32 protein-coding genes and 8 pseudogenes are annotated in these 26,392 nt (G+C 57.7%); 18 read left to right on the forward strand and 22 right to left on the reverse strand.

Translation table 11 applies throughout. The features are described from left to right. Positions 1 to 116: 116 nt before the first annotated feature. Positions 117 to 1,844 (reverse strand): M20/M25/M40 family metallo-hydrolase, encoded by a 1,728-nt coding sequence (locus tag KX729_RS27615; RefSeq protein ID WP_312992229.1) that lies wholly within the window; start codon positions 1,842 to 1,844, stop codon positions 117 to 119. 138 nt (positions 1,845 to 1,982) lie between these two features. Here KX729_RS27615 and KX729_RS34650 point away from each other — a divergent pair, with 138 nt between their 5' ends. Next, positions 1,983 to 2,312 carry a transposase gene (locus tag KX729_RS34650; protein WP_219745735.1) on the forward strand — a complete coding sequence of 110 codons (330 nt, stop codon included), beginning with the start codon at positions 1,983 to 1,985 and terminating at the stop codon, positions 2,310 to 2,312. An 843-nt stretch (positions 2,313 to 3,155) separates the two neighbouring features. Here KX729_RS34650 and KX729_RS27625 read toward each other — a convergent pair. The 6 genes and pseudogenes from KX729_RS27625 to KX729_RS34655 form a co-directional block, all read right to left on the reverse strand. Further along, positions 3,156 to 3,587, reverse strand: a pseudogene (locus KX729_RS27625) (4-alpha-glucanotransferase); the annotation flags it as partial. Positions 3,588 to 3,775: 188 nt separating this feature from the next. Further along, positions 3,776 to 4,075 carry a hypothetical protein gene (locus tag KX729_RS27630; protein WP_219745698.1) on the reverse strand — a complete coding sequence of 100 codons (300 nt, stop codon included), beginning with the start codon at positions 4,073 to 4,075 and terminating at the stop codon, positions 3,776 to 3,778. Continuing rightward, positions 4,072 to 4,263 carry a hypothetical protein gene (locus KX729_RS27635; protein WP_219745737.1) on the reverse strand — a complete coding sequence of 64 codons (192 nt, stop codon included), beginning with the start codon at positions 4,261 to 4,263 and terminating at the stop codon, positions 4,072 to 4,074. Before KX729_RS27635 ends, KX729_RS27630 begins: the two co-directional genes overlap by 4 nt. Then, the gene (gene sdhD / locus KX729_RS33755; RefSeq protein WP_312992235.1) at positions 4,188 to 4,712 is read right to left on the reverse strand and encodes a succinate dehydrogenase, hydrophobic membrane anchor protein; all 525 of its coding nucleotides are present in this window, start codon (positions 4,710 to 4,712) and stop codon (positions 4,188 to 4,190) included. The genes KX729_RS27635 and sdhD overlap by 76 nt, the downstream gene beginning before the upstream one ends. Before the next feature lie 89 nt (positions 4,713 to 4,801). Further along, positions 4,802 to 4,984 (reverse strand): hypothetical protein, encoded by a 183-nt coding sequence (locus tag KX729_RS27645; RefSeq protein WP_219745699.1) that lies wholly within the window; start codon positions 4,982 to 4,984, stop codon positions 4,802 to 4,804. 11 nt (positions 4,985 to 4,995) lie between these two features. Further along, positions 4,996 to 5,145 (reverse strand): hypothetical protein, encoded by a 150-nt coding sequence (locus KX729_RS34655; protein WP_376776083.1) that lies wholly within the window; start codon positions 5,143 to 5,145, stop codon positions 4,996 to 4,998. A 223-nt stretch (positions 5,146 to 5,368) separates the two neighbouring features. Here KX729_RS34655 and KX729_RS33760 point away from each other — a divergent pair, with 223 nt between their 5' ends. The 4 genes from KX729_RS33760 (at position 5,369) to KX729_RS27665 (ending at position 6,558) form a co-directional block, all read left to right on the forward strand. Next, a complete protein-coding gene (locus KX729_RS33760; RefSeq protein WP_246617909.1) occupies positions 5,369 to 5,563 on the forward strand; it encodes a hypothetical protein in 195 nt (64 codons plus the stop codon). A 1-nt stretch (position 5,564) separates the two neighbouring features. Continuing rightward, entirely contained in the window at positions 5,565 to 5,780 is a 216-nt protein-coding gene (locus KX729_RS27655; RefSeq protein WP_219745701.1) for a hypothetical protein, read from the forward strand. A 133-nt stretch (positions 5,781 to 5,913) separates the two neighbouring features. Then, a complete protein-coding gene (locus KX729_RS27660) occupies positions 5,914 to 6,156 on the forward strand; it encodes a DUF982 domain-containing protein (protein WP_219745702.1) in 243 nt (80 codons plus the stop codon). Between the two features lie 189 nt (positions 6,157 to 6,345). Next, positions 6,346 to 6,558 (forward strand): hypothetical protein, encoded by a 213-nt coding sequence (locus KX729_RS27665; RefSeq protein ID WP_219745703.1) that lies wholly within the window; start codon positions 6,346 to 6,348, stop codon positions 6,556 to 6,558. Positions 6,559 to 7,299: 741 nt separating this feature from the next. On the opposite strand, the pseudogene KX729_RS34865 reads toward KX729_RS27665, so the two are convergent. After that, positions 7,300 to 7,488: pseudogene (locus KX729_RS34865) on the reverse strand (IS110 family transposase); the annotation flags it as partial. Between the two features lie 113 nt (positions 7,489 to 7,601). Here KX729_RS34865 and KX729_RS27670 point away from each other — a divergent pair. From KX729_RS27670 to KX729_RS27685, 4 genes and pseudogenes are all read left to right on the forward strand, one after another. Continuing rightward, positions 7,602 to 7,976: a YsnF/AvaK domain-containing protein gene (locus tag KX729_RS27670; protein ID WP_246617905.1), complete on the forward strand. Its 375-nt coding sequence runs from the start codon at positions 7,602 to 7,604 to the stop codon at positions 7,974 to 7,976. A 20-nt stretch (positions 7,977 to 7,996) separates the two neighbouring features. Beyond that, a complete protein-coding gene (locus tag KX729_RS27675) occupies positions 7,997 to 8,869 on the forward strand; it encodes a YsnF/AvaK domain-containing protein (RefSeq protein WP_219745704.1) in 873 nt (290 codons plus the stop codon). A gap of 127 nt (positions 8,870 to 8,996) precedes the next feature. Next, a complete protein-coding gene (locus KX729_RS27680; protein WP_219745705.1) occupies positions 8,997 to 9,269 on the forward strand; it encodes a hypothetical protein in 273 nt (90 codons plus the stop codon). A gap of 276 nt (positions 9,270 to 9,545) precedes the next feature. Beyond that, positions 9,546 to 10,118: pseudogene (locus tag KX729_RS27685) on the forward strand (IS3 family transposase); the annotation flags it as partial. A 177-nt stretch (positions 10,119 to 10,295) separates the two neighbouring features. Here the strand turns inward: KX729_RS27685 and KX729_RS27690 are convergent. From KX729_RS27690 to KX729_RS27725, 9 genes and pseudogenes are all read right to left on the reverse strand, one after another. After that, positions 10,296 to 11,366 (reverse strand): sensor histidine kinase, encoded by a 1,071-nt coding sequence (locus tag KX729_RS27690; RefSeq protein WP_219745706.1) that lies wholly within the window; start codon positions 11,364 to 11,366, stop codon positions 10,296 to 10,298. A 175-nt stretch (positions 11,367 to 11,541) separates the two neighbouring features. Continuing rightward, positions 11,542 to 12,534, reverse strand: a complete 993-nt coding sequence (locus KX729_RS27695) for a sensor histidine kinase (RefSeq protein WP_219745707.1) — start codon at positions 12,532 to 12,534, stop codon at positions 11,542 to 11,544. Positions 12,535 to 12,671: 137 nt separating this feature from the next. Then, positions 12,672 to 12,947, reverse strand: coding sequence for a hypothetical protein (locus tag KX729_RS27700; RefSeq protein ID WP_219745708.1), 276 nt, complete (start codon positions 12,945 to 12,947; stop codon positions 12,672 to 12,674). Positions 12,948 to 13,045: 98 nt separating this feature from the next. After that, a complete protein-coding gene (locus KX729_RS27705; RefSeq protein ID WP_219745709.1) occupies positions 13,046 to 13,426 on the reverse strand; it encodes a DUF6481 family protein in 381 nt (126 codons plus the stop codon). Between the two features lie 31 nt (positions 13,427 to 13,457). Continuing rightward, a complete protein-coding gene (locus tag KX729_RS27710) occupies positions 13,458 to 13,682 on the reverse strand; it encodes a hypothetical protein (RefSeq protein WP_219745710.1) in 225 nt (74 codons plus the stop codon). Positions 13,683 to 13,805: 123 nt separating this feature from the next. Beyond that, a complete protein-coding gene (locus KX729_RS27715; protein WP_219745711.1) occupies positions 13,806 to 14,015 on the reverse strand; it encodes a cold-shock protein in 210 nt (69 codons plus the stop codon). 314 nt (positions 14,016 to 14,329) lie between these two features. Then, positions 14,330 to 14,470: pseudogene (locus KX729_RS33770) on the reverse strand (alpha-crystallin domain-containing protein); the annotation flags it as partial. A gap of 119 nt (positions 14,471 to 14,589) precedes the next feature. Next, the gene (locus KX729_RS27720; RefSeq protein ID WP_219745712.1) at positions 14,590 to 14,880 is read right to left on the reverse strand and encodes a hypothetical protein; all 291 of its coding nucleotides are present in this window, start codon (positions 14,878 to 14,880) and stop codon (positions 14,590 to 14,592) included. 92 nt (positions 14,881 to 14,972) lie between these two features. Then, positions 14,973 to 15,245 (reverse strand): usg protein, encoded by a 273-nt coding sequence (locus KX729_RS27725; RefSeq protein ID WP_219745713.1) that lies wholly within the window; start codon positions 15,243 to 15,245, stop codon positions 14,973 to 14,975. A gap of 275 nt (positions 15,246 to 15,520) precedes the next feature. Between KX729_RS27725 and KX729_RS27730 the strand changes: the two genes are divergently transcribed. From KX729_RS27730 to KX729_RS33775, 3 genes and pseudogenes are all read left to right on the forward strand, one after another. Next, the gene (locus KX729_RS27730) at positions 15,521 to 15,835 is read left to right on the forward strand and encodes a co-chaperone GroES (RefSeq protein ID WP_219744882.1); all 315 of its coding nucleotides are present in this window, start codon (positions 15,521 to 15,523) and stop codon (positions 15,833 to 15,835) included. Between the two features lie 60 nt (positions 15,836 to 15,895). Beyond that, entirely contained in the window at positions 15,896 to 17,524 is a 1,629-nt protein-coding gene (gene groL / locus KX729_RS27735; protein WP_219745714.1) for a chaperonin GroEL, read from the forward strand. Between the two features lie 133 nt (positions 17,525 to 17,657). After that, positions 17,658 to 17,971, forward strand: a pseudogene (locus KX729_RS33775) (bifunctional sulfur transferase/dioxygenase Blh); the annotation flags it as partial. Between the two features lie 10 nt (positions 17,972 to 17,981). Here the strand turns inward: KX729_RS33775 and KX729_RS27740 are convergent. Further along, positions 17,982 to 18,128: pseudogene (locus tag KX729_RS27740) on the reverse strand (DUF6691 family protein); the annotation flags it as partial. 113 nt (positions 18,129 to 18,241) lie between these two features. On the opposite strand from KX729_RS27740, the pseudogene KX729_RS27745 reads away from it, so the two are divergent. Continuing rightward, a pseudogene (locus tag KX729_RS27745) lies at positions 18,242 to 18,870 on the forward strand (sulfite exporter TauE/SafE family protein); the annotation flags it as partial. A 115-nt stretch (positions 18,871 to 18,985) separates the two neighbouring features. Here KX729_RS27745 and KX729_RS27750 read toward each other — a convergent pair. From KX729_RS27750 to KX729_RS33780, 3 genes and pseudogenes are all read right to left on the reverse strand, one after another. Further along, positions 18,986 to 21,031: a hybrid sensor histidine kinase/response regulator gene (locus tag KX729_RS27750; protein ID WP_219745715.1), complete on the reverse strand. Its 2,046-nt coding sequence runs from the start codon at positions 21,029 to 21,031 to the stop codon at positions 18,986 to 18,988. Then, the gene (locus KX729_RS27755; protein ID WP_219745716.1) at positions 21,015 to 22,523 is read right to left on the reverse strand and encodes an ATPase domain-containing protein; all 1,509 of its coding nucleotides are present in this window, start codon (positions 22,521 to 22,523) and stop codon (positions 21,015 to 21,017) included. The genes KX729_RS27750 and KX729_RS27755 overlap by 17 nt, the downstream gene beginning before the upstream one ends. A 280-nt stretch (positions 22,524 to 22,803) precedes the next feature. After that, positions 22,804 to 23,343: pseudogene (locus KX729_RS33780) on the reverse strand (DUF1403 family protein); the annotation flags it as partial. Positions 23,344 to 23,848: 505 nt separating this feature from the next. On the opposite strand from KX729_RS33780, the gene KX729_RS27770 reads away from it, so the two are divergent. Together KX729_RS27770 and KX729_RS27775 are read left to right on the forward strand one after the other, a co-directional pair. Further along, positions 23,849 to 24,049 (forward strand): hypothetical protein, encoded by a 201-nt coding sequence (locus KX729_RS27770; RefSeq protein WP_219745718.1) that lies wholly within the window; start codon positions 23,849 to 23,851, stop codon positions 24,047 to 24,049. A gap of 137 nt (positions 24,050 to 24,186) precedes the next feature. Beyond that, entirely contained in the window at positions 24,187 to 24,399 is a 213-nt protein-coding gene (locus KX729_RS27775) for a hypothetical protein (RefSeq protein WP_219745719.1), read from the forward strand. 80 nt (positions 24,400 to 24,479) lie between these two features. Here the strand turns inward: KX729_RS27775 and KX729_RS27780 are convergent, their stop codons facing one another. Continuing rightward, positions 24,480 to 24,701, reverse strand: a complete 222-nt coding sequence (locus tag KX729_RS27780) for a hypothetical protein (RefSeq protein ID WP_219745720.1) — start codon at positions 24,699 to 24,701, stop codon at positions 24,480 to 24,482. 106 nt (positions 24,702 to 24,807) lie between these two features. On the opposite strand from KX729_RS27780, the gene KX729_RS27785 reads away from it, so the two are divergent. The 3 genes from KX729_RS27785 to KX729_RS27795 all read left to right on the forward strand — a co-directional run bounded on the left by KX729_RS27785 (position 24,808) and on the right by KX729_RS27795 (position 26,307). Beyond that, entirely contained in the window at positions 24,808 to 25,197 is a 390-nt protein-coding gene (locus KX729_RS27785; protein ID WP_219745721.1) for a GNAT family N-acetyltransferase, read from the forward strand. Between the two features lie 83 nt (positions 25,198 to 25,280). Beyond that, positions 25,281 to 25,517 (forward strand): DUF6894 family protein, encoded by a 237-nt coding sequence (locus KX729_RS27790; RefSeq protein ID WP_219745722.1) that lies wholly within the window; start codon positions 25,281 to 25,283, stop codon positions 25,515 to 25,517. 637 nt (positions 25,518 to 26,154) lie between these two features. Continuing rightward, positions 26,155 to 26,307, forward strand: a complete 153-nt coding sequence (locus KX729_RS27795; RefSeq protein WP_219745723.1) for a hypothetical protein — start codon at positions 26,155 to 26,157, stop codon at positions 26,305 to 26,307. The last annotated feature ends 85 nt before the right edge of the window (positions 26,308 to 26,392 follow it).

Below are 26,392 nucleotides of genomic sequence, written 5' to 3' on the forward strand. Positions count from 1 at the left end.
TTATTCCTCCTATTATGAACGAGCGAACTTCCCACCAATTTGGAAGTTCCACCCTTGGCAACTCCGTGTTTAGCCGAGCAGCGCCATAGGCGGTTATCTGTCGACCATCCTTTCCTCTACGGGCTGTCCTCCTGCGGAGAAACCACCGGACGCCCATCCTGAGCAAGGCCGGCGCGCAGGGCTTCGAAGATCAGTTCCGGAAGGACTTCGAATGTATATGGGCCGTGAGCACGCTCCCACTTTTGATGATAGTCACGGCCCCACGGGCCGATATTTACAACCGGGAACCGCAAAGCGGTGTCGCGGGCATCGTCAACATAGACACCCGCCGGGGTGTTTTCTACGACAAGGCGGGCCTGAGCTGCATCTTGTCGATGGCCGAGGAAGCTCATATCGGAAATGCCAGCGAAGATCTGCCGATCCCTTATGGTTGTTTGGTGCCGCTCTTCGATAACGGGCACGATTGAGCGGATCGCTTTGTAAAAATCCCTGCCGGCGTCGTGATGCTCGAGGTGAACGAGGGGGTAATGCAGGCTGCCGAAGCCGATGATGACGACAGGCCCCTCGATGCTGGCCTCTGCGATCATTGCGCTTACAATATGGCGGGTCGTCTCCAGCGGGCTGTCATCGATCGCAGCGACTGCCTCCAGTTCAGCAATCCGGTGCTCGGCGCCTAGGCGTCCGCATGATCTGACCAGCTCGCGAAGCTCTGCATAGGTTAATACTCTGGCCTCTCCCGGAAAGAAGTGTGATGCACCCGCCCTGGCGCTATTCAGTCCCTGAAGGTGCAGCGCCGCGTCCAGCGCGCCTTGAACTTGATCCCTGAAATCGCCCAACAGATCCCGCGCACTGCGGCGATGCGTAAGCCAGTTGAAGGCTAGCCATACCTTGTCCGGGGTCGTAACGTCATAGGCATCCCGGAGGTCTTTCACTTCGAGGCAGACTGGTGCTGGCGAAAATTCTCCATGCGCTTCATCTCGCAGGTCGGAATTAGTGTCGATCGCACGTATGATCTCGGCGGCGATCAGATGGGCGCTGACGCCGTCGAACGGATAGCCGGCATGAGTCGGCCTGCCGACAACGAACGCGAATGGCAGAAACTTGCCGATTGAGCCAAGATAGATTGCTCGGCCATCCTTGCCGTCGCCCTCACAGCTCGAAGCATCGAGGTTGATGGCGCCTATGATTTCGAGGTCGAACCGGCGAGCGATGTCAGGTAGTGCGTTTCGGAAACTGCGGATACCCCGCGATCCATTCTCTTCGTCCGGAGTCGCAACGAAGAGAATGTTGCCGGCGGGTGTTTCGAGCCCAGCAAAACTTTCCATCGCTGCGATACCGGCAGCCAGCCCGCTTTTCATGTCTAGAAGACCACGGCCCGGAACGAAGTTACCACTTTTGAGATCCGCCAAGGTCTTGTCTTCCGAAACCGAACGGGCGCGGCTTTCCAACTCTTCTATCAACGCACCCGTGAGCGGCTCGGGATCGCAGGCCAGCGAGGCCAACACTCCGTAATTTGAAATGGAGACGGTGTCGAAGTGGCCTGCGAGGATGATCGTGCGCGATCCGGTTCCCCGTACCAGAGCCACCACACTCGAGGTTTCCGGATTGCCGTGACTGGCAACGAGCATCAGCTGCTCCGGCCGATCCCTGAAATAAGGCGTGTCTGCCAGTGACCGCTGCAGATTATGGGAAAACTCTGCTTCGTCAGGCGTTCCGGTCACGCTCGGCCACTGTGTCAGCTGGACTGTCAACTCCCGCGCTCTAGCTGCCAACGATTGCAAACCTGTAATTTTAGCCACCTTGTCCTCCTGATGTTCAGGACAAGCTAACAATTCGCGAGCCACTTTGAAATCCGTAGCGCGAGCACGCGCTGCTCACGCGGATGACTTGCGCCTTGAGCCGGGTTCACATTCGCATGACGGCTCAGGTTTCGCGCTAATCGAACTGCAGCCATGTCCGCCTAGCGCTCAAGCTTCCACGTAATAGCGGAGTCTCAGGGCCTTGAGAACCGCCGAACCTCACCCCCCCTTGACCGCCACGGCCCGCAGTTAGACCGAGGGACGCGCCAAGTTCACCGCCAATGGCCGGACGAGGGGAAGGCACGGATCGTTTTAGAGAGCTTGCGCCCGGGCATGACGGCGAACGAGGTCGCGGAACGTTACGGGGTGAAAGCCAACATCTGTCGTCCTGGCGAACGCTGGCGCGGCAGGGAAGCTGGTTTTACCGGAGCCGGAAGACGCAGTCCAATTCGCGGCCATGGTTGTCGAGATGCCCGCGCGCCGATGGCGGCAGCGGAAATCAAAGCCCGTTAACTAACCGTCTGGGAATACGGTGACGAAGTGGGTGATGAAAGGCTGCCGGTACGCATCTTGTTTCTAAGAATCCGCGTGCCCTGCACCTGCATTTCTATGGCAGAGCATGGGTGATCGGAGTTTCGAAGATCGACCACACTGGAATGCTGAGTATGTTCGTCGCTGTGGAGTCGCGGTGGCCAGTGCGAATTTCCATGTGGCGCCAGACGACGATCTCGCACAAACAATCACGAACGCACATGCTTTCGCTAAATCGGCGCTGGAAAGCCTGACCAGCTTAGCCAGGCGCAGATCGCGGATGCTACGATCTTGGCCTCTGGTACCGACCCTGGCGAGGTTCTGAATGTTTATCGACTGGAGCCTGTCGTACCGCCCGACGATTTCAGGTGGGACAATGCCCAAAGCCACGGGTCGGTCTATGTCGCGGCGCGGACGGCTGGCGACGAGCGATGATCCACTCATCAGCCTGCCAGCAGCAAGCTGACACTCATCCGGCCCTTTGGGATGAGCCGTGGTCGTCTAAGCTACACCACGCCCTGGACATGATCCCATCTCGAGATGGCTCCCATGTTGCGAACTGCCAATCAGCTCGAGAGTTGCGGTCTGCTTCCGTACTGGTGGGATTTACAAAGCGTTTGTATGCGCGCTTAAGGTTAGTTAGTGCTTGGCTTAGGCACAGCAATTCGGCCTCGGCGTCATCGAAGTCGTAGGTCAGGCGCATTGGATGAAGCCAAAAAACTCCGAGCTGCCGGCTCGCCACGTTTGGACGCAGAGATACAGCGAAGCAGAATTTCAAACTGGTTGGTCATATAGTGCCTGATCGCTCCTTCTGCATCGCAGCAGCGATTTCGCACAGCCCGCAATCTTCTCGACAGCGATGTAGAGAGGGTTGAGCATTTGCCGGTTCGAGGCTCGTAGGGACTGCAGCGATCGGGGTCGGGCAGGAACGGTGCATGCAACGGGTTAAGGCCGAGGAAATCGGCGCCCAGCGAACTGGCGAGCCTGATCATGCCAATTAGGTCTTCGAAGTCTTCGAAGTCTTCGATGCCCCAGTTGCGTTTGGATCGCAGTTGGTAAAGCTGCAGACTGATGCCCCAGACGCGCCGACTCTCTAGGACATTCGGTAGATACGATTTAAGAACACCTTCGATTGCTGCTTTTTGCTCGACACCTGGCTGGATCTTTCATCACACCCAAAGCGGAAAGAACCTTCCGCTTTGTTTCGGCGGTAAAGGGCCCTTCTTCAATGGCCGGGGACGGCCCAGTCGGGCTGATGCCCTATTGCTTTGCCAGCCGGTCAAGATGCGGATCGATTGTGCTTCCCCCTAAAATCGAAGCTCCCAACTCTTATGTCAAAGCGGAAGTGATGCTCTTATAACGGACCAGGGCCCGAGCATGTTTTCCTTGGTCAGCAGAGTAGAAAGAACTGTTCGACGGTAAGCGGCGCCGGGATTGTTGCAAGTCTACTTGCCGCCGATCTGAACCCAAAGCAGCGTCCATCGCTCGTCCGGACCAGCGTTTGATTTGTAATATCCTTGACCGCCTGACTGCATCAGCAGGGTGCGGGCTATGATCTCTTTGGAAGGAGAGGCTCCAGGAAGGCCAGAGCTATCCAGGAAGCTCTCGAGCTCCGCTAAGCTGCCAATCTTCTCGGCGTCGGGCTTACCGGGTGCGGATATTTTCCAGGCGTATAAGTTGATGCCTGCATCTGTTGAGTATCCCGCGCCACGCACTGATGGCGTCTGATCCGGGGCCGAACTCATTCCTTGCTCTCTTTAGCGTCTGGAATGGCAGACACGAAGGTGCTCGAGCGCCCCTTCGAGACGTAGACATCGCCTTGGGCACCTGCCCGGCTCATGTCGACTTTCTCGAGGTTCAGTGACTTCGCCTTTTCCCCAGCCGACGCGATCGCCGGCGTCGGGAAGGATTTCTGGTCATCATTTCTGGACATTTGGGCCTCACGACAATATTGGCCGGGCTAACCAGCCCATCAGCTTGAAGTTCCAACCGGGGCAGGTGTGTCTTGAAGCGTACCGAAATCGGCGGTCCCGCAAACCAAGGTCGGTTGGCGTAGCTGTCATTGCCTCCGCTCAAGGCGAGTGAGCGTGCTCGAACATCATCAGCAACATGGCAAAGATGCAGACGATGCAGATGCCCGCTATGAACATAGTCCTCGGTAATGGTGCGCATACCAATATCCATATGGAGTGCGTTCAAGATAATGAACGCCGCCAGCGGCGGACCGACCCAGAAGGTGGATATCGAGTCGACCACAGACTGCCGTTCGCGCCCGAACAGGTAGATCCCAACCCCTATCATGTAAGGGGTCAAGATCCCCAGCGCGACACCGGAGGCTCGTTCCAGAACGTAGGTTCTGGTTCCCCCCTTCGCTGATCCCAATCCTAACGCGCCCCAAAGGTGTGGTCATTAAAGCAGCCCCCTGTGTTCCATGGCTCTCGCGCAGGCCGGTTTGTATCCGGCGCGCCGGGCTAGCGGCCCTGCTGATAACCCTGATGGGTCGTGTTGACCTTGCTGTTGCCTCGCTGCCCCATCTCATCGGGATTGTCCGCCGGATCTTTTGGGGATTTCAGATTGGCCGGATGATCTGGCGACGAACCGGTTCCCCTCGGACTGCGGTTTTCATCTCGAACGGGCGGAAGTCTGCTGCTCATGTCTTCACCTATCAAGCCGGATCTTTGTTGGCGTCATGATCATGAAGCTGTTCAGTCTGGATTGCCTTGCCGTCCAATCCCCGTTCGCGCGAGTGCTGCGCCTTGTCGCGGTTGGAAAGCACCATGTTTTCCGGAAGGACGTCCTGGTCGGGTTCCGTCATAGCCCCTGTTCCGTCCCCTTTGCCTTGCGATCCCGAACCGATGTGCTTTCGAAGCGTTCGCCATGCTGAACTCCTTTGGTAATTGGCGGCGCCAACTCGCCGGGACATGTAAAGTTTCCGGAATCCTCGATTTTTTAATCTGGAGCAAATCCATCGAGGACGAAGGGAACTCCCGCGAGGCTTACGTGTTCGATCAACCCCAACAGGAGGATCTCAAATGGGAATGAAAGAGCCAAATCCCGGTGCAGCTGGTACCACCGATCAGTCACCACGGTGGGAGGGACCCGAAGAAACGAGACCGCGCGGCTATCTGCCGGCAGTGGACGACCCCGACACAGATCGTGACGCGGTCGGAGAGAACAACAACGATCCGTCACGGGAGAAGGTGACCGACGCCGGCAAAACGAAAGGAGATTGATATGACTAATCCAGAAGCGGATGCGAAAGGACAGTACGCCAAGTCACAAGCGGATCCGAAATCCACTGGTGTCGCAAGCGCCAAGCCCACGGTGATCACCGGATCCGAGGACGCTACGGCGCATAAGACACCGCCAGGTGAGAAACCTGTTAAGGAATGGGATCTGAACTACGATCCTTCAGAAATGAACGAGGGCGATTTCAAAGGATCTCGCTGAGGCGTTTCTTTGAGGCCTGCACAAGGCACATCGGCGAGGCCGCTTTGTCCGGGAGCGGACATAGGCGTACAGCGGGTGAGAAAACAGGTTATCACCATCGGATCCAATATCGGACGTAACGAAGGAGCTGCACGTGGTAACCGGAAATTGGGAAAAACCTGTCGTCGTCGCGTTGCCGGGTTTCGCGCGTCGCGAGGTAACTGGCCCATTCGAAGCTCTGGCCCTACTCTCCGAAGGTTGGCCAACGATGGCCGGTGCTCCGTTCATCAAAGCAAAAATTTCTTGCAAAGCGGCACTCGAAGATCGCGTCACGCCGGAGCAAGCGCGTCGTGATTTCGAAAAGGCGGCGAGAGAGGCAAGCCGGTTCCTGAGCTGAAAGAAGTTCGGCATAGAGCCGAGGAACTCCACATTCTTTCTCGCCATGGCGGCCGAAGCTTCAGCCACGTTCGCGCACCCTTCGATGATCGCAAAGTCCCAAGCTTCTCGAACTTTTCTCACCTGCCGCAGTTTGCGGGCGCCAACACGCGACAAACGAAAGCGGAAAGGTAAAATGGCTGTGACGTACATGTTCGAGATCACCTCCGTCGACGGGCCATGGCCGGTAACGATCCCGATCAATCTGCTGAACGACGATACGGCAATAGCAGACGCGAGAATCTTCAGGCAGCTCGAGGATATTTACCTTCCGGAGAACGGCTCTACTCAAATTGCCGTGCGTAAGGAAGATCGTCATCTTTTACGATCGAGCCATCTGGAAAGCGGACTGCCTCTCAGGTGAACGCATGAGTTTACGTTGATGAGGCTCGCTTCTGGTGCGAGCTTTTTTCGTTGGTCGGGAACGTTATTCGACTCCAGCTGTTAGGCAACCCGATACAGGTCCGCCCCCCGCTCGGTGTCATATGTTGATGAAGGCTCGCGCCCAAGCGAGCCTTTCCCTATTGTAGATGACCATCGATTTCATTCTCATCTTGGCGATTATTCTTGCGATACTTGCGTGGGCCGCATGGGCTTGAAAAGCCCGGCGATTGCTGACCGGGCGAGAGGTAGCGGTACGTTTGGCTGCACCACAGGGTCACCGCAAAGCCGTTGAGCCTACAGTTCAACCGTCGAAACCATCACAGCACCTGCCCATTCTCGTCTACGAGTTCTGGCGAGCCGCAGCCCTTCAACTTGTGACCTTTCGCGGACAACTTGTCCGTCAGTCTGTCAATCGGCTCGGAATGTTGGCCCCTTATCGGCGTCCAATCTTGGGTCTGACTCATATGTGGAACGGCCCGGTTGGCAAGGTTTTTCAGCGCAAATCACCTCCGGACGGTGCAGTCATATGTCCGGCCTGTGAGCGCGGTCATTGACCGCTGGCCACGATGAGATCCGCGATATCGATCGCCTAATCAACCTTGCGCGCTTAAAGGCGCAGTGAGTCAGACGGTCTGATCGACATCGAGGTATCGCCCCTCGGGTTCATCACGCTCTTGTACCTTGCCGCTTATCCCGACGCAGGAACGCCGGGAATCTGTTCCTACGCCTCTGCCATCGCTGGCGCTTGGTATGTGCCGCCCTTGACCAAAATCGCCCATATCGTGCGGGCCATCTTGTTAGCCAGCGCCACGGCTGCCACCTTGTAGGGGCGTCGTGCCATTATTGAAACGACCCAGCCAGGTAGCTTTGAACCTCTCCGAGCCTGTTTCAGAATCGATGTAGCACCCGACAATCGGTAGAGCCTTATCAGTCGTTGCCGGAGGCACGAGTGATCTCCAGCACTGGCTGGCGCGGAACCTTGTGGAATCTTAGGTGTTCTTCCCTGGCAAACAGGCGGTGACCATGTCGGACGAGAACGATCAGAAAATTCAGCTCGTCGAGGAAAGCGTCAACGTGGACAAGGAGCGCGTCGTGACCGGACGTGTTCGCGTCTCGACTTCAACCAACGAGGTCGAGGAACTGGCGCGGGCCACGTTGGCCGGAAATCGCGTCGAGGTCACCAGGGAACGGGTTGAGCTAGAAATCGATATGGTCCCTGAAACCAGGGTCGAAGGCGACACCACGATCATCCCGGTGGTCGAAGAGATCATGGTCATCGAAAAGCGGCTTGTTCTCGTTGAAGAGATCCGCATCCGGCAGATCGTCACGTCTGAAGATGTTTCGGTGCCTGTCACACTGAAGAAGCAAACCGTTAGCGTCAAACGCATTGGCGAATAACCACAGAAGGAAAATTGCTGATGGCTTACACCGGTAACAACACTTTGCCCTCCCACTCTAATACGATCACCGCGTTTTACGACGAACGATCGGAAGCCGAACGCGCGATCGAGAAACTCGCCGAGGCCGGCATTCCCCGGTCGGCAATTCAGCTCATCGCAGATGGCCACGGCGACACCGCAACGACGACCCGCGAGAACAAGGGCTTCTGGGCGATGCTCGGAGAATTCTTCCTCGCCGACGACGATCGCACGACATATGCCGAGGGCATCCGCCGCGGCGGCTATCTGCTGACGGTCTCTGGATATCCTCTTGATCTGCACGACCGGGCGCTGGACATCCTTGACGACGATGGCAGCATCGATATCGACGAGCGTGCCAAGGCTTGGGAATCCGAAGGCTGGTCTCGTTCGGGATCGACCGAGGCATTTGCATCTTCGTCTCACGATCGGAGCACCGGTACGGCCCGCTCGTCAACGATTGAAGCTGACAACGAGGAAGTCATTCCTGTCGTTGAGGAAGAGCTGCGGATCGGCAAGCGCGAAGTTAACAACGGTCGCGTCCGGGTGCGCTCCTACGTAACCGAGACCCCGGTCAGCGAAAGCGTCACGCTTCGCGACGAGAACGTCGAAGTCACCCGCCGCACGGTAGACCGTCCATTGACGGGCAACGAAAACGCCTTCGTTGATCGCACGATCGAAGCTGAGGAACACCGCGAAGAGGCGGTCGTCTCCAAGGATGCTCGCGTAGTGGAAGAGATTGCACTCAAAAAAACCGCAGAACAGCGCCAGGAGACGATTTCCGACTCGGTTCGCAAGACCGAAGTCGAAGTGGAGGACGACCGCGCTGGCGGCGTGAAGAATGTCGGGACAGTTGGCATCCGCCGCGACTAAAACCAAAGACCCCCGTCATGGCCGTCGGGAATTCTTGACGGCCTTTTCTTAGAGGTGCTTTCTTCTTATTGAAGGTTGACGCTTTATTAACGGACACAAGCAAATCTTGTTCTCGAAGGGGAACAAGATGCGGAAGATTGAGATTTTCGATGACGTGCGGCTCCGCTTTCCGGGCCGTGATGAAGAGTTCGACCTCGGGATCGAAGTCGGTGCGGTCTGCGTCCTGATGGCTCAGGGCCAGGCGATGATCCGGCGTGCGCTGTCAGAGGCCGCAGTGGACCAGCTTAGACCCATTGCCGACCGCCTTGATTACACGATTACCGCGACAAGTCCTGTTTCTGGGATATGCGAGGTTTCGTTCTCCCCGAAATCGCGGCGCCCACTTCTCCGGTTAGTGTAACTGACTGTAGTGCCGCGATTCCCATTTAAACTCGAAAATCGCGTAGGACCTAAGCTACCTGCGCACGTACGTTAAACCCCTCCCGAGAAACGCTGGAGCGGATTGATACTGCTGGCCCTTATTTTGGAGCTGTTAGAATTCCTTCTCCAGGCTCAGGAGTCATTTTTTTGCAATCTTTCGCAAACCTGTCAAATCGGCTCGGAATGTCGACCCCTTGGCGGTGCGGACGAAACTTGGACTAACAGGAGATAGTTCATGTATTCGTAGGAAGACCACATGAGGGCTGTGCAGCTCTATGTCAAGCTGGGCAAACGGGCGAATGCCACCATCCGTCAGTTGAGTTATCCGACGAAGAATGCTTTGAAGCATCGGTATCGTGAATTCGCACGTGGCGATGACTTGTCGGCGGGTTATGTAATCACCAAACAGCATTATTCGGATGAGTCAAAGAGGGTTGCCGTTGAACACTATCTGGATAACGGCCGCTGCCTCGCATGGACCATCGAGGCACTTGGCTTCCCTAGCCGCGAAAAGCTTTCGGCTTGGATCGATGAATATCAACCTCGCGACAGGCGGTGAGTTCACACCGGCAACTCAAGCGGTACCATCAGATCAGAGCAGCAGAAGCGAACGGCCGTGATTGATCTGTGCGCCAGGAGCGACAGCGCCCGCTCGGTAGCTCAGAAGGTAGCGTGAGCCGGCAGACGTTGTACGACTGGAAGAACAGAAACTTGGTCGTGAGGTCCCTGCATCCATGACACGCCGTCGCGAATTGCCACCGACCGCCAGCCGAGACGAACTCGAGCGTGAACTTGAGGCACTGCGCAGGATGTGAAGCGCCTTCAACTTGCATAGCGGCAATCACGGGGAGATTTGTATTGCCTCACCGAAGAATGCTCCCGAACGAACAGCATATACCGGCGGCCTTGAAAAGGCCGGAAATCCCGCAACTAAAGGGAAACTGGACAAAGCGCTTACCGCATATCCATGGAGTGTCCATCGCTCCCCGGCGTGATGAATGCCGTTCTATGGTTGGTTTGCTTCTCGCTTTCCAAAAACGATGGTGACCTTCATGCCGGTCCCCGGCGTGGATTCCACCTGAACATCCGCCCTTGCGTTCTGCTTGATCGACTGCACGATCATCGCGCTGAGCTTACCGCGCCGCGGCCAGTCGGATGGGTTGGTGAGACCAATGCCATTGTCTGCAACCGAGATCCTGCAGCCCGCATCATCCACGACGCAGCGCAGGACAATCTCACCGCCTTTACGATCCTTGAATGCGTGTTTGAGCGCGTTCGTCATCAGTTCGTTGACGACCAAGCCGACCGGCATCGCAATATTGACGGAGACGGGCCAGGTGTCGACCTTCATGTCAAGCCGAATACCCTGAACTGCATGTGCGGCCATGACCGCCGAAGCGATCTGGCTCAAATATGTCCCGAGGTCGACAGTCTCGTCCGCGTTTATATCGGACAGAGAACGGTAGAGGATCGTCAGCGCGTCTACCCGGCCTGCAAGTCGGTTAAACCGCGCGCTTTCATCCGGATGTTGCGCGTTCCGAGCTTCCATACGGATCAGTGCTGTGATCATTTGAAGATTGTTTTTGACCCTATGCTGCAACTCCTTGAGCAGCACGTCCTTTTCCGCCAGCGTGGCGGCCAAGTCAGTGCCGGTCTCTCCACCGTTCGCGGTCGCGATAGCGAGAAGACGAAAGAGAGGGGTTCCAGCGTCATTGACGATTGTATTCGACCAGGCGTCAATGTGAGGCTCCGTCCCTGAAGATGTCGCAAACGTCCCGAGATACTCCTCACCTACCACAATGGCAGTCGCGAGATCCTGGTCTCCACTCGCCGAGCGCACCAGCGGAAGCGATGACCATGGCTTGCCCTGCAACACATCAACCGAAATGCCTATCAAACGTTCGAATTCAATATTGGCGTAAACCAGCACCTCATGCGACGTGAGTTCCGCTACGGCCACTCCGAACGGTACGTGGTCGAGGAATTGCCGGAACCGATCATCATCCAACGCCTCCCCAAGATGTGGAAGGTCGGCAACCGTTTCGGCGCTTATCGGCTTTTCTTCAGCTTCTGTCATTTGCAACTCACGATCATATTCCTTCGGTGCTTATCACGCCGGATGGCGGGGAGCTAAAGGAATCCTGATTTCTAGAGCGCCATGCCGGTGAAGCGGTTCACCGGATCTGGCTGGGATCGCTCGACAAAGTGCGCAGATGATGCGGACATCTAGCCGGCCTGCCCACCGTGGATAGTCAGGGGAAGACCGAAGACCCCAGCCCGACCTGGATGTGCGCAAGCGGCGCTGTCAGCTTCCAGACGATCCGCTCGTCCGTGAAACTCCATTTTGCATGGCCCGACAGGGCGGAGGGCACCAGCTTACCAAGGACCAAGGCGCCAAAACCCTCCTCGTGCCCAAGCAATTCGGCGTAAGCCACCGCTGGCTCAGACCAGACGAGCTCGAATAGGTCGCCGCCCTCGACGCTCGTCAGCCCCCAAGTCACCGATATGCCACAAACATTGGTGGCTCCGAAGCGCATCGCATTCATGATCAGCTCGTGGAAGGCCATGCCAAGATTGAGGACGGCGTTGGCGTCCAGCACGATCTTCGGGCCAAGAACCTGGATCGGCTGGAGCGCCTCAAAAGGTCGGACTTGGTGGGCCACGAGTTCGGCAAGGCTGACACCAGCCCAATCAACCTGCGAGAGAAGATCATGCGAATGCGAAAGCGCCATGATTCTTTCACGGACCCGCTTCTCGAACTCTTCGATTGATCGGGCGCGTGCTGCTGTTTGCCTGATGACTGCCAGGACTACGGCGTACTGGTTTTTAACGCGGTGATTGATCTCCCGCATCAAAAGGCGGAGCCGGCGGTCGCTTTCGCGCACCTCCGAGATATCCCGAGCAATGCTCGATGCCCCGACAAGTTTTCCGGTCCGGCTTTTAATTGGGGAAATGGTGATCGAAATCGGAACCGCCTGCCCGTCTCGATGACGCCGGGTCGTCTGGAACGGCTCGATCCGCTCTCCCAGCTTCAGCCGGCGCAGGATATCCGTCTCCTCATCCCGTTTGTCCTCAGGTATGATCAGATAGATCGGCTGTCCGACCGCTTCGCTTTCCGCATAGCCGAACATACGTTCGGCAGCCTTATTCCAGCTGACAATCGTGCCGGAAAGATCCTTGCTTATGATGGCGTCGAAAGATGACTCGACGATGGCTGCGAGGCGTTCTACGCTGTGTTCATCCATGCCCGACTGCTCGGCTTTCGCTGTGACGTTGAGGTGATTTAGGCAGCCTCCTGACAGATCAACCTCGCAAACCATAAGAAAGTTCAAGCAGGCGCGCCTAAGCTATAGATCAGCGCTTCGATCAGCGTCTACCGGTATCAGGCACGGTCGTAGGTAAAGGACGTCAAAAGGGTCGTGATGAAACTACTGGCCCGTTCCTTGACCAGCATCTCGGTCCATTCGCTGGTCCCGCGGAGCCTCAAGTCGGTCTGAACGCTGTCGACCGCCGCTTCTTCGATCCGCTTGATGTGGGCGCTGAAGGCCGCTTCGCCAGCACCATGGTACATGTCCCGTATGACCATGCGCAGGATTTCCTGGATCGCTATTTGCCAGGCGGTGTTGATTGCCTGCAGCTCGTTGGTGTCCGGTGCCATCAAAGGCTCCTAAGGGATGAGTGACGTCGAACGCAACCGTATATCGCGCCCTGATCTATTGCACGGCTGCATCCACTCAAAGGGTGGGTGCCTGGACGTTAAGCCTGCCGGGCCTTCCGGGCGGCGTAGCGTCGGTCGCGTTCAGCCTTGCGGGCGGCCTCATCTTCAACGACACGCGATATACGGGCGTTGTCGGCGGACTGTCGCGCTTTAATCTCGGCCGCGGCCGCTGCCTCGATGGCTGCCTGCGCTCGGGCTGCAAAAGTTTCGAGGCGGGTGCGCTCCTCAAGTTTCAGTAGCTCCCGTTCCGCACGGCGCGCCTCCCGGGCTTCAACAAGCAAGATGCGCTCGGCCTGTCTGGCGGCTTGCGATGGCTCTGCCGCTGTCTTTGCAGCCTTATACGCAGTCAGAAGAGCTGCCTTGGCGTCTGCAGTAGCGGAGCGTCGGTCGGTGAGTTCATTGGTTCTGGCGTGTCTCAAATCTTTATCCTAAAATTAGTAGTTGGGATGATCAGCTGGACTTGGATCGTTTGGCAAGCAGCGTAGATTTTGCAGACATGCGGTCGGCTTGCTCCTTGGCGAGGCGCGCTTCGCGCAGCCTGAACGTCTTGGCATCGCGCGCCTGGGCCACGGATTCGAGCTCTTCCGCCGCATTGTTCTTGGCGAAGAACTCCGTTTGGAGATTGCCGAAGGCGGTCTCGGCCTGCTGGCGAGATTTACTATATGTCTCTGTCATTGAATTTCCTCCACATTGGCTATGAGACCAAACGAAAAAGGCCAGGCGTTATGCCTGGCCTCAAACTGATAATTGCTTCCGGCAGTGCCAGTACATCCGTGGTCAAAGGGAAGCAGATATCGATTAAGCGGACTGCAGATTGCAGGCCGACATCTTGCCCGACTTCATGTCGCGCTCGAGTTCGTAGCCAATCTTCTGGCCTTCGACGATTTCGCGCATTCCGGCGCGTTCGACGGCAGAGATATGAACGAAGGCGTCAGCGCCGCCGTTGTCAGGCTGAATAAAGCCGAAGCCTTTGGTGGAATTGAACCATTTTACTGTGCCAGTGGTCATGATGAACCCTTTCTAAGCATAGAGTGAGAGACCGCGAAGCTGATGCCACGCAGACGAAAACCGACTATTTTTGAAAGGGAAGTTCGCTTAAAGCGCGGTGCCAATCGCGCGGTAGACAAAGCTCGGCAAGCAAAAGATCGATGAGCTATCAATAACAGAATGACCGCAAGAGGTCAACGGTTAGTTTTGAGGTTCTTGGATTTTTATCTTCTGGTTGTAATTTCCTAAGCGTAATTGGAGACTTCCTATCGTTATCGAACCGGGCCAGTGGAGCCAAACGGTGCGTCCTGCAAGGAGGCCACGCCTCTCAGAGGTCTCGAGCAAATCGTCATCAGGTTGGACTGGAAGGTGATGTCGAGATCGTCCTGGGCAAAGCCTGCGACTGCGATCGAGATCCGGTAGCTGACGATGTCATAGGTTGGCCAGTCGCTGATCGAGCGCGCACGCTGGGCATCTCGTGCCGCTAAACAATTCGCCCTGAGAGATCAAATAATTTTCGGCTTCATCCGCTCGCATCTTTGCCGGGGGAATGCCCCGCCTGTCCACGCGCCGACAGGTCTGCCTCATCGCCCCTTTAGTGGACGGATCGACTGATAACTCGATGTGGATACGCAGCCTTGAACTGCGCCATCATCGTGTATGCTTGCTGCAGCACACGCTCGGCCGCCTCAGGTTTATCGCGAGCAATTTCGTCGGCATTAACTCGCATTGCTTCTGCCATGCTGGCAGACAAAATTGCGAACTTCCCTTCTCCATAGACCAGCGCTTCCTTTGAGGCGGTCTCAAGCCATCTGGCAAAGTCCACGATGATCTCTTCGCGTTCATCGATGCCAACACTCTTGATGATGCTGATATTCTCTTCCATGCAGGTGTCACTCCATACACAATCGAAGCACGCCGAGTTCAACGTCTCGGGCTGTCGATGAGCTAGGAAGCTGAAAAATCAAAGTCAAGAGGTCAGTGAAGCTTGAACTCGCCCTCGACACGGCGCCATTCGTTCGGGCCGATCAGCCGCTGGTGGGAATAGCGGACTGAGTGGAGAGGCCCGTCGAGCTTCGCCTGCCAGAAGCCCAGAAACTTATGCATCTCCGGAAAATCAGGTGCGAGATCGTAGTCTTGCCAAATGTAGGCTTGCAGGACGGATTCGAAATCGGGAATGCGGTAGAGGATATGCGCGGTGGTCAGCCCATAGCCGTTGAGCTGACGCTCCAGATCCGACGAGAATTGCATGCTTCATCTCCGTTTCGTGACACTGCGAAGGTGACGTAAAATCTTGCGCTCATCAATGGTTTTCTGGGTTCAGACGCTATTTCTTGTTCCTTTCCAGCATGTTAGCAGCCAACCCCATCGAGTGCTAATTTTTTCTTCCAACCCTCTTGAAATCGAAAAATCTCGAAAATAAATTTTGCCCGCGAACGCTCGAGGGAGGTTCGCACCCGCCCGGACTGGTCACCCGGTCCGGCCTGGGTCTTCAACGTCATCATTTTTGCTCAACGGAGGAAAACATGTCGTTCCGACCGCTTCATGATCGCATTCTCGTCCGCCGGGTCGACTCCCAGGAAAAGACCAAGGGCGGCATCATCATTCCCGATACCGCCAAGGAAAAGCCCTCCGAGGGCGAGGTCGTCGCAGTTGGCACTGGCGCGCGTAACGAGGCCGGCCAGATTCAGGCGCTCGACGTTAAGGCTGGCGACCGCATCCTGTTCGGCAAATGGTCCGGTACCGAGATCAAGATCAACGGCGAAGACCTGTTGATCATCAAGGAAAGCGACGTGCTGGGTATCATCGAAGCCCAGGCCGAGCAGAAGATCGCTGCCTGAAGGGCTCTCCTTACAAAACATCCTATCAGTCAAATAGCTGCCTATTGAGGAGTTAGACAAATGGCTGCCAAAGAAGTCAAATTTAACAGCGACGCCCGTGAACGCATGCTGCGTGGGGTCGATGTGCTTGCCAATGCCGTCAAGGTGACCCTCGGCCCGAAGGGCCGCAACGTCGTGATCGACAAGTCCTTCGGCGCGCCGCGGATCACCAAGGACGGCGTTTCCGTCGCCAAGGAAATCGAACTCGAAGACAAGTTCGAGAATATGGGCGCCCAGATGCTGCGCGAGGTCGCGTCGAAGACCAACGATCTTGCCGGCGACGGCACCACCACCGCGACCGTACTCGCCCAGGCGATCGTCAAGGAAGGCGCCAAGGCGGTTGCCTCTGGCATGAACCCGATGGACCTGAAGCGCGGCATCGATCTTGCCGTCGACGCCGTCGTCAAGGAACTGAAGACCAACGCCCGCAAGATCACCAGCAACTCGGAAATCGCCCAGGTGGGCACCATCTCGGCCAATGGCGACGAGGAGATCGGCAGGTATCTCGCCGAAGCCATGGAAAAGGTCGGCAACGAAGGCGTCATCACCGTCGAAGAAGCCAAGACTGCCGAAACCGAGCTTGAGGTCGTCGAAGGCATGCAGTTCGACCGCGGCTATCTTTCCCCCTACTTCGTCACCAACCAGGACAAGATGAGGGTTGAACTCGACGATCCCTATATCCTGATCCACGAGAAGAAGCTCTCGAACCTGCAGGCGATGCTCCCGGTCCTGGAAGCCGTCGTCCAGTCTGGCAAACCGCTTCTGATCATTGCGGAGGATGTCGAAGGCGAAGCGCTTGCGACCCTCGTCGTCAACAAACTACGTGGCGGCCTGAAGATTGCGGCTGTCAAGGCTCCGGGTTTCGGCGACCGTCGCAAGGCCATGCTGGAAGACATCGCCATCCTGACGGGTGGCACTGTCATCTCCGAAGACGTCGGCATCAAGCTTGAGAATGTGACCCTCAACATGCTCGGCCGCGCCAAGAAGGTGGCAATCGAAAAGGAAAATACGACCATCATCGATGGTGTCGGTTCGAAGGCCGACATTGATGGTCGCGTCGCCCAGATCCGAGCCCAGATCGAGGAGACCAGCTCCGACTACGACCGCGAGAAGCTGCAGGAACGGCTTGCAAAGCTTGCTGGTGGCGTGGCCGTCATCCGCGTTGGCGGCTCGACGGAGGTCGAGGTCAAGGAGAAGAAAGACCGGGTCGACGACGCCCTGCATGCGACCCGCGCTGCCGTCGAGGAAGGCATCCTGCCGGGCGGTGGCGTCGCGCTGCTTCGTGCTGTGGCGGCACTCGACAATCTTGCCACGGGCAACCAGGACCAGAAGGTTGGCATAGAGATCGTCCGCCGCGCCATCGAAGCGCCTGTTCGCCAGATCGCTGAGAATGCTGGTGCGGAGGGCTCCGTCATCGTCGGCAAGCTCCGGGAGAAAGCCGAATTCTCCTTTGGCTGGAACGCCCAGACCGGCGAATACGGTGATCTCTATGCGCAGGGCGTCATCGATCCGGCCAAGGTCGTGCGCACCGCGCTTCAGGACGCCGCCTCGGTTGCCGGTCTGCTGGTGACGACGGAAGCGATGATCGCCGAAAAGCCGAAGAAGGACGCCGCACCGGCCCTGTCGGCAGGTGCCGGAATGGACTTCTAAAAAACGACCGGTAAGACCCGCCCCGCCGGGGCGGGTCTTTCAGAGACGGAAGAAATGATAGAAGCCATTTCGAACGGGGCGCGCCCATGCGCATCTCAGCCTGTATCTGATCGGCGAGGTTCTGGATGGGCGGATGGCTGCCGAAGACGTCGTCGAGTTCGGCCGTGCCCACGGCTTCGACACCAGCGCCGCTGCGGCATAGCTCAAGCAACATGCTGCGAGGCGCCCGCAGGTGAAAGGCTTCTTCGACAAGCGGACCTGGAGCGTCCCAGTACGTCGTGTCCGACCCGGCCACGGGCAAGTGCGCGATCATCGAGCCGGTGGTCGATACGACAAAAGGCCGGAGCCACCGCGACCAACAATGCCGACGCGATCCTCGACTATATCAGGGGAATGGCCTGACGGTCGAGTTGAATCCTCGACACTCATCCGCATGCCGACCAATTCTGCTCCATCCCCGGTCGTAAAGGGTCATGCCGATCAGCATGGCCACGACAAACAGCACCGTCTTTGGGGTCCCAATCGACAGGGAGGCGACGGCAGGGCCGGGACAGAAGCCGCCGATCCCCCAGCCGAGACCGAAGAGGGCCCGTCCGATGACCAGCGGCGCGAGGTAGCGCTTGCGGCTCGCTTCCGGCTCCGGCAGACGTCCGCCGCGGATGTTCACCTGCAGGGCGTGCAGGATCAGCTTCGGCATAGGCAGCGTCTTGTCAACGCGCGCTGGCGGTCTCGGTAAACGCCTTCGCCAACTCCGCGAGCCACGCCATCAAGGGGCACGTCTGGTGGCGGTGCGCATTGGTCTTCTCCGCGCTAGGCGTCCTTGGCGCGCTGGCCGGCTCCAGCCTCGGAAAAGCAGTGGACGGAGACCGCCTGATCCCTTCTTTTCGGCATTCTGATGGTCGTGGTCGGCGCCCTGATGCTCAAGCCTAGGAAGCCGACATCCGCTAAAACCGGCCGGTCGACCTAGGGATGTGCCTTGTCACCGCAGCCGCGGCGCTCGCCGCGGGACCGGCCTCCGGCTTTTCGGGATCGGCGGAGGTTTTCTGATCGTGCCAGATTTGATGCTTGCGACCGGCATGCCGATGATCAACGCGATCGGCGCGTCGCCCCTCTCCGTCGGCGCGTTCCGGCTGGCGACCGCGCTCAACTATGCAGCGTCCGGACTGGTGGACTGCGGCTGGCAGCCGAGTTCATCGGTGGGGGCGTCGCAGGCGGTCTCCTTGGCATGATGCGCGCAACGCGGCTGAGCGCCTACAAGAACATCCTTAACCGCCTCGTTCGCGGCGCTCATATTCGTCATCGCCGACTCTCTCTTCCACCGGAGCTGGAGTGCCACCTCCTCTTGAGATCAGGCCGTTGGTTCGAAGGCGCGGATTATCACCGGTGAGACGCTGCACGTCGACGGCAGCGCTTCAATCGGGAAGGCGTTGACGTGAGCGACGCCGGTACGCTTCTGGGCCTCTACAAGATCTTGCCGAGCACCGAAGCCAGTTGGTCCTGGGAATACGGCTTTGCAAGCCTCGCTGCGTCAAGCTCCACGCCCGACGGCAGATCGGCATAGCCTGAGGCCAGCAAGATCGGGAGTCGTGGCAAACGTTCGCGGACAGCTTGAGCTAGTTCCGCACCTGTCATGCCCGGCATAGAGTAATCCGTAATCAAAAGGTCGAAGATGGCGCCCCCGTCGATCAACTCAAGCGCCTCTTTTCCGGAATGGGCTTCCACGACCTCGTGGCCAAGGTCAGTGAGCATGTCTGCCGAACTCATGGCAATCAGGACATCATCATCGACCAGAAGGATCCGTTTAGGCCCAGCGGCGGCAGGATGTTCGGCCAACGAGGCATCCTGCGGTTTTTCCTCGATCTCGACGGTGGAAACGGGAATCCACAGTTCCGCCGTGGTTCCCTCGCCCAAGGCGCTTTTCAACACCAATCGACCTTGGAGCTGCAATGCAAGCCCATGGACCATCGACAGGCCGAGACCGGTGCCCTTGCCAAGCTCTTTGGTGGAAAAGAACGGCTCGATCGCCTTCTGGAGCGTCGCAGCGTCCATACCCATGCCCTCATCGAAGACCGACAGGACGACATAGCTACCCGGCGCAAGTGAATCCGATTGCATCTTCTGCTCTGCTTGCTTGAGCTCGATGCGTATCGCCCCACCATCCGGCATGGCGTCGCGGGCGTTGACGACAAGATTAAGGAGGGCCAGCTCGACCTGGTTGGCATCTGCCAAAACCGGTGGGAGGTGCTCGCTCGCGGCCACTTCTACGACGGTGCGAGATCCGACCGAGCGCTGCAAGAGATCCTTCATATCTGCGACAAGTCCAGTCAGATCTACTGGGCAGACCTGGAGATCCTGTCGTCGAGCGAAGGCAAGTAGACGCTGGGTGAGCGAAGCGCCGCGCTGCGCGCCCTGCAGCGCGCCGTCGATCAAACGGGTCGCTTTGGCATCACCAGCCACATGCCTACGGAGAAGTTCAAGGTTGCCAAGCACGGCCATCAGGAGGTTGTTGAAGTCATGGGCGACCCCGCCCGTGAGTTGCCCGATGGCTTCCATCTTTTGGGCCTGCCGGAGCTGCTCTTCGGCTCGCTCGCGCTGACTGACTTCGGCCAGTACAAGCCGGTGCGCCTCCTCTAACTCGCGCGTGCGCTCCGTCACGCGCTCCTCGAGCATCTCGTTGAGATGACGCTGCTGCTCTTCGGCCCGAAGCCTCTCCGTGATGTCGGCTGCCACTCCGACCAGTTTGAGAGGCCGGCCCACGCGATCACGGTGGAGTTGCGCGCGAATTTCTAACCCATGGATGGAGCCGTCGGGCCAGATAACGCGGTAGGAAATAGCATAATCGACACCCGTCTCGAATGCATTGCGCACAGCTTCCTGCATGCGCGTCACATCGTCAGGGTGGATAGCCTTGATCAAATCGTCATAGGTCAGGTCATCTTGGGGACTGCACCCGAGAATTCTCCTGAACGTCGATGAGGTCGTCAGCACTCTCGTTCCGAGATCCAGCTCCCACGTCCCCAGTCGGCCAGCCTCCAGTGCCGTTTCAAGCCGGCGTTCCCCTTCATCGAGCGCCTCCATGCGGGCACTTGCTTCATATTGGCGGCGTCGAGCGCGCATCGCGGACCGCGCAACGCTGATAAATGTCGTCGGGTGGAAGGGCCGCTCGATGAAGCTGACATTACCGAGGGCTTCGGAAAGCCGCGCGGCGGCGGGATTGCGCTCTGGGCCGCCGCCACGCGCCGTCAGAATAATGAATGGAAGGTCGGACCAGCTTGGCTGGGTCTCGATCCATGATACGAGTGGACGCAGGTCGGCCGACCGGAGGGCTTCTTCGGTGACGACCACAAAGACCGTGTCTTCCCGCAATTCCGCGACCAGGTTGCCCAGCGAAGGGGCAACATTGGCGACGATTCCTGCATCCAGCAGCAGGGATGCAGCGATCTTCGCGTCACGGCCCAGCGGGGCGTGGACCAGGGCAATGACATCACGCTCAGGAATCGCTGCCATCCTCGTTAAGTTTTCGAAGCAGGGAGTGACCGCCCCCAATCAACTCGGGAACCCCACGTAAAATCCCCTGGAACCCGGATAGCGGCTCTCCCAGCGTTAGTCCGTTACTGCCAATCCTGTATTCCCGGATCGTATCCTCATGCTGGCCGGTCCGCTTCTTGATCACCGAAATCGCCCTACGAACGCGACCTTCCGCCTCGAAGTAGCGCAGCAAGATGACAGTGTCGGCAAGGTACGTCACGTCTACAGGCGATTTCATGTCGCCGACAAGACCGTGCTGCGCTACTGTGAGAAACGTATTGGCGCCTTGCCTGTTGAGATACTGCAGCAACTCGTGCATGTGCAGGATCAATGCGTTTTCCTCAGGCATGGCAGCCTGATATCCGTTGATGCTGTCGATCACGACCGTGGTGGCGTTGAAACTCGCGACCCTGTCTCTGACGCGGTGGGCAAACTCGCCGGGGGAAAGTTCTGCGGCATCCACCTGCTCGATATGGATGAGTTTTTGATCGCGCAACGTTTCCAGGTCGAGGCCCATTTCCTTCGTCCTGGCAAATAGCAGGCCAAGTTCTTCGTCAAATACGAATACTGCTGCCCGCTCTCCGCGTCGGATCGCAGCTTCGACAAACTGCAGAGCGACAAGGCTTTTTCCGGTGCCAGCGGGTCCAATCAGCAGTGTGCTGGAACCGCGCGCAATGCCGCCTCCAAGAAGATCGTCGAACGCGCTGATGCCACTTGCCAAAAGAGACCGTTCAAATCCCGACTTGTGTTCGACAGCGCGCAGACGTGGGAAAACGGAGACCCCGCCAGTTTTGATAACGAAGTCATGATAGCCGCCACGATAGGCCTGGCCGCGGTATTTCAGGACCCGAAGTCGACGACGTTCAGATCCGTAGTCCGGGGCCAGCTGCTCCAGGTGGATCACGCCATGCACAACGCTGTGGACGGTCTTATCCATTGCGTCGGATGTCATGTCGTCAAGGAGCAAGACCGTCGCGTCGGACCGAGAGAAAAAGTGCTTCAGTGCAAGGATCTGCCGACGGTAGCGTAGTGAACTTTGCGCAAGAAGCCGGATCTCAGAGAGACTGTCGATCACCACGCGGTGTGGCTTAACCCGCTCGAACGCTTCGAAGATGAGCTTTGTCGTCTCACCGAGCTCCAGGTCCGAGGAATAAAGAAGGCTTTGTTGCTGATCGGCGTCAAGGAGGCTTTCTGGTGGAACGAGCTCAAAGATCTCCACCTGATGACCGATCTCTTTCCCATGCGACAGGGCGCTGTCACGTAGTTCTTCTTCGGTCTCCGAAAGAGTGATGTAAAGACAGCGCTCGCCGATGTGGGCGCCCTCCAACAAAAACTGGAGGGCGATCGTCGTTTTACCCGATCCGGGCGCGCCTTCGAGCAGAAACACGTGACGGCGCGACAGTCCACCGAACAGAATATCGTCCAGTCCCTCTACCCCTGTCCTTGCTTTTGCTCCTAAACTATCCGTCATACATCCTCCGGTTCAGCGTTTGATATAGGATAAATGCGCCTATCTTCTAAGGGGGGAGACGTCGAAACCCATAGATTCGTTCCGCCGCCGGGTGCGATCGGAACCCTCAGCGGCTTGAGCACGCGCCCGTTGCTATGCTGGACTCCGAAATCATAATGAAATGCCACTGAGATGATCCTGATCTTGAATTGAGACGATGGCTCCTCTGTGTCGAGGCCATACCCGTTGACGAAGGGGTGCTCCGCTAAGCGTGCGTTGAGTGTCCCAAAACTGGCACGCACAGCTCGCCGAGGGTGACCGGCTGGAAATAATCAACCGCCATCAGCACCATCGCCTCGAACTCGTAGAGGGCTGCCGTCCCTCCCCTTTTCGGCGCCGACGAGGCTCGGATCGTCTCGGCAAACCCCGGCCGGGTTCGATGCTGCCAGCCACCGGCGACCGACACGAGTTCATAGGGCCGGTCTCGCAACTCCTCGCTGAGGTCGTCAATCAGCCGAATGATGCTTCAATCTTTTCCAGTCGAGGCGAAGATCGCCGCCTCGACCCGGAGCATCCATTCCCGCCAGCGCCTCTCCCGCGGCAGGTCTTCCAGCTCCCGATCAAAAGCGTTCGCTTTCTGCCAGCGCGATAGTTCCGAGCCGGGCGCCGAGGCCGGCACGGCATCCTCCGCTAGCAGTTTGCGGATCACGGGCTCGGCGCCTCTGGTTCGTACCTTTGGAGACACCGCCAGAAGCCGCGCGGCACGGCGATCGATCTCGCCGGCGGATCGCGGCGCGGCGCCCCATTCGGCATGTCGTCTCTCCCTGCCATGTTTCCCCATGCCCTTTTCAATTCTGCAAATAATCAGTTCAAGCTAAGTCGCTCGGAGGCGGTTGGTCGCTACGATGCTTGCGATCCTAGGAATTCTAGGCATTATTACCTCGTCGCCAGTTGCTCGTATCAGCTGCGCGACCAGGCGATCGGGTTGTCACCTCTCTGACTTGGGCCCGATCGCCGACACCGCTGAGTGAGATTTTCATGACAGCCGACTACCGAGATCACTTCCGCTGCCACTCAGTCCCGAGGAACTTGCAACGGTGGAGCGGGTCCTTCGAGAGGCGATCGAGTGGCCGGCGTAGGTAGGTCTAGCCGCCAGGGGAAGGCTTGGCCGAGACACTCCTCCAGCTATTTCATCTCGGCTTTCGTGGCTGGCACCTACGGGTCAGCGGAAAGCGATGTTCGCGAAGCGAAAACCGCTCGAGCGCGACGAGGACTTTTGACCCGCTCCCTCGTGAAAGGCGTGATACTTTCCCCGCTGCTCGGAAAATTTTGGCAGGGAGAATGAAATGAGTGAAGGCCAGAAAATCGCTTTACTGGTGCTCGTCATGTCCGCTGGTGTAGGAGGAATGGTCCTTGACCACAACCTTTTCGGTAGCTTCCGGATGGGCAGCAGAACCGGCACAATTGGCCTTATCGCAATCTGCTCGGCATTTCTGTTGGGCGCAACTCTTTCCGCTCTTTATCCGGAAACGATCCGCCCGACGTAGCATTTTTCCAATAAACAGCCACGAAAGATGATAGGGCCAGCGGTTAAGGCTAAAGTCCTAAGGCACTCGGACTTAGAGCCATATGGGAAAACGGACGACAGTTTCCCACATGGCTCTCAACAGTAGGAGACGGTGTTATGAGCACCTTCGCATTGCCCACCGAAGTCGCGCCGCTTCCGCGAACCGAAGTGCAGACGATCCATCAGGAAGGCAAGACTGCCGCCAAACTCGGGCAGGCTATCGTAGTATCTCCGTATCTCTTCGATGATGAGCGCCAAGCGATCTGGCTGGGGGGCTATCGATCATTTCTACGGCAAGCCCTAACCTCAGACGAGCCGAGTCGTTGTTAGAACGCCGCGCAGCTTCGACCACGCTTAGGAGCGGCACATCAGGGCCGGCCCGCCGCCAGGGTTGGAGCATCTTTTGAACGTTAGACCAGCTTGATAGCGATGCCCGATAGCTCGACGGCGAAGACATCGCGCATTTCCAGGTGAAGATGCTTCTGTGAAGCGCCTATCGTGATCCATACGGGACGACCGCCGAGCAATTTCATTTTTTGAAATTTCACGACGTGCTGGCCTGAGGACACGACCCAAACGTTCATTCGAAATGACCTGCCGGAGCTGATTTTCTCGGTTGCCGCAACCCGCATCGCATTCGCCTTCAACGTGTTTCGAGTATTGAGCACTTCGGTTAGCAAACTCTGAATGTGACGCGACGATCGGCGGCGGGGTGGGAGAAAATGCTAGGAAGGCTGCATGGATTCTATCGTTATTGATCCCTTCCCTTCTGCCGACGATTTGAACAAGCTCTGGCTGGAAGCATGGAGCACGCCTCCAAGCCACGACTTCCAGAACATCCTTTCACGTAGCCTTGCTCATATCGGCGCCTATGTCGACCAAGGCTTAGTCGGCTTCGTCAACGTGGCTTGGGATGGCGGTGTTCATGCTTTCATCCTCGATACTGGCGTATCGCCTAGGCTCCGCAGACAGGGCATTGCGACCAGGATGATTCAGGAAGCAAGACAGGCCGCTCGTGATCGAGGTGCGGTCTGGCTGCATGTCGATTTCGAACCACATCTCATCTCGTTCTACCGCGGATGCGGCTTTGCGCCGACAGAGGCGGGACTGGTCCGTTTGCGATGGTAGGGCCAGCGAAGCCCAGGCATAGGAACGATTTTAGGAGTTAGATTGTTTTTGCGTCTGATCTGCTCAAAGCGAAAAGGTGTCGCATGCCCAGGTATTTCTTTGACATCGTCAACGGCCAAGGCCCGATGCGCGACGACGAAGGCGTTGAACTGCTGGATCCTGAAACTGTAAGGAAAGTAGCTGCCAGGATCGTGTCGGATCTGGCACGAGATGAGATGCCGGGCGAGCAGGCGGTTGAGATCACAGTGAATGTCCGCGATGAGAGCGATCGTAAAGTATTCATCGGGAAGATGCACTTCGCGGGACAGTGGCAGAGCTAATGAGTCCGGCAGGCCGGCTTATCGGAATTGTAACGCAGGTCGCTACCGAGGCACGAAAATCCGTCTTCGATTGAGTTGATCGAACTTCAAGCTGTGGGAGCCCTTTGCCTTGATGAGGCCACTAAAAAACAGGAGAGCATCAGCTGGGGAAATCGCTTATCGCATGACCAAGGTAGAGCGACCGGGTTGCAAGGGTTACCGATAACCCAGTGCTCTTATCTGAAGACCGAGGAAGCGCACTTAGCCGCGTGGTTGCGCGGCTTTCATGCGGTTTAGTACTGCGCTCGAGGCTTCCTCAGAAACTGTCCTCCGCGAGACTATAGCTGGAGAAGATTCGCCGGGACGAACGTCAGCAGCCGGGCGCCGCACCGGTTGCCCGCGACGTCGAGCTGCCGAGAATGCTGACAGTTTCCAGATATGTCGGCTGTCGGCGATAATAGCTGTTAGTCGGCGCGCAACCATTAGAGCAGACCTTAGCAACAGTCCCGACAATCGCAACGGCAACCAGTGCTGCTGCGGCTTGGTTCTGTAGCTGAACCATGGTCAGACACTCCGCCTATTGACGCGTCGGCGGATCAACCCGGTGATTATCTGCTGCGATAGCTGGATCCTGCGTTTCAAGAGCGTCCGAGAGAGGTTGACCTTCGGCACCTGGCGCGGGTTTTACGCCATTTCGGTGGTCGAGGTTGAGCAGCTCGCTAATGCGAGCGAAAGCGAACCGGCAGACGCAAGCCGCGCGACGCTGCACGGTAACCGCCCGATTGGCACCGCCTGCCGCTTAACGGCCTGATCGACTAAGACACGTGTTTAACGACGTCGTTAGCGACGTGTCTTATGCGGGTATTGCGATGCGCGTCGAAATTCTTGGGCAAGAG

The sequence above is a fragment of the Neorhizobium populisoli genome (assembly GCF_019430945.1).
Lineage (GTDB): Bacteria > Pseudomonadota > Alphaproteobacteria > Rhizobiales > Rhizobiaceae > Neorhizobium > Neorhizobium populisoli.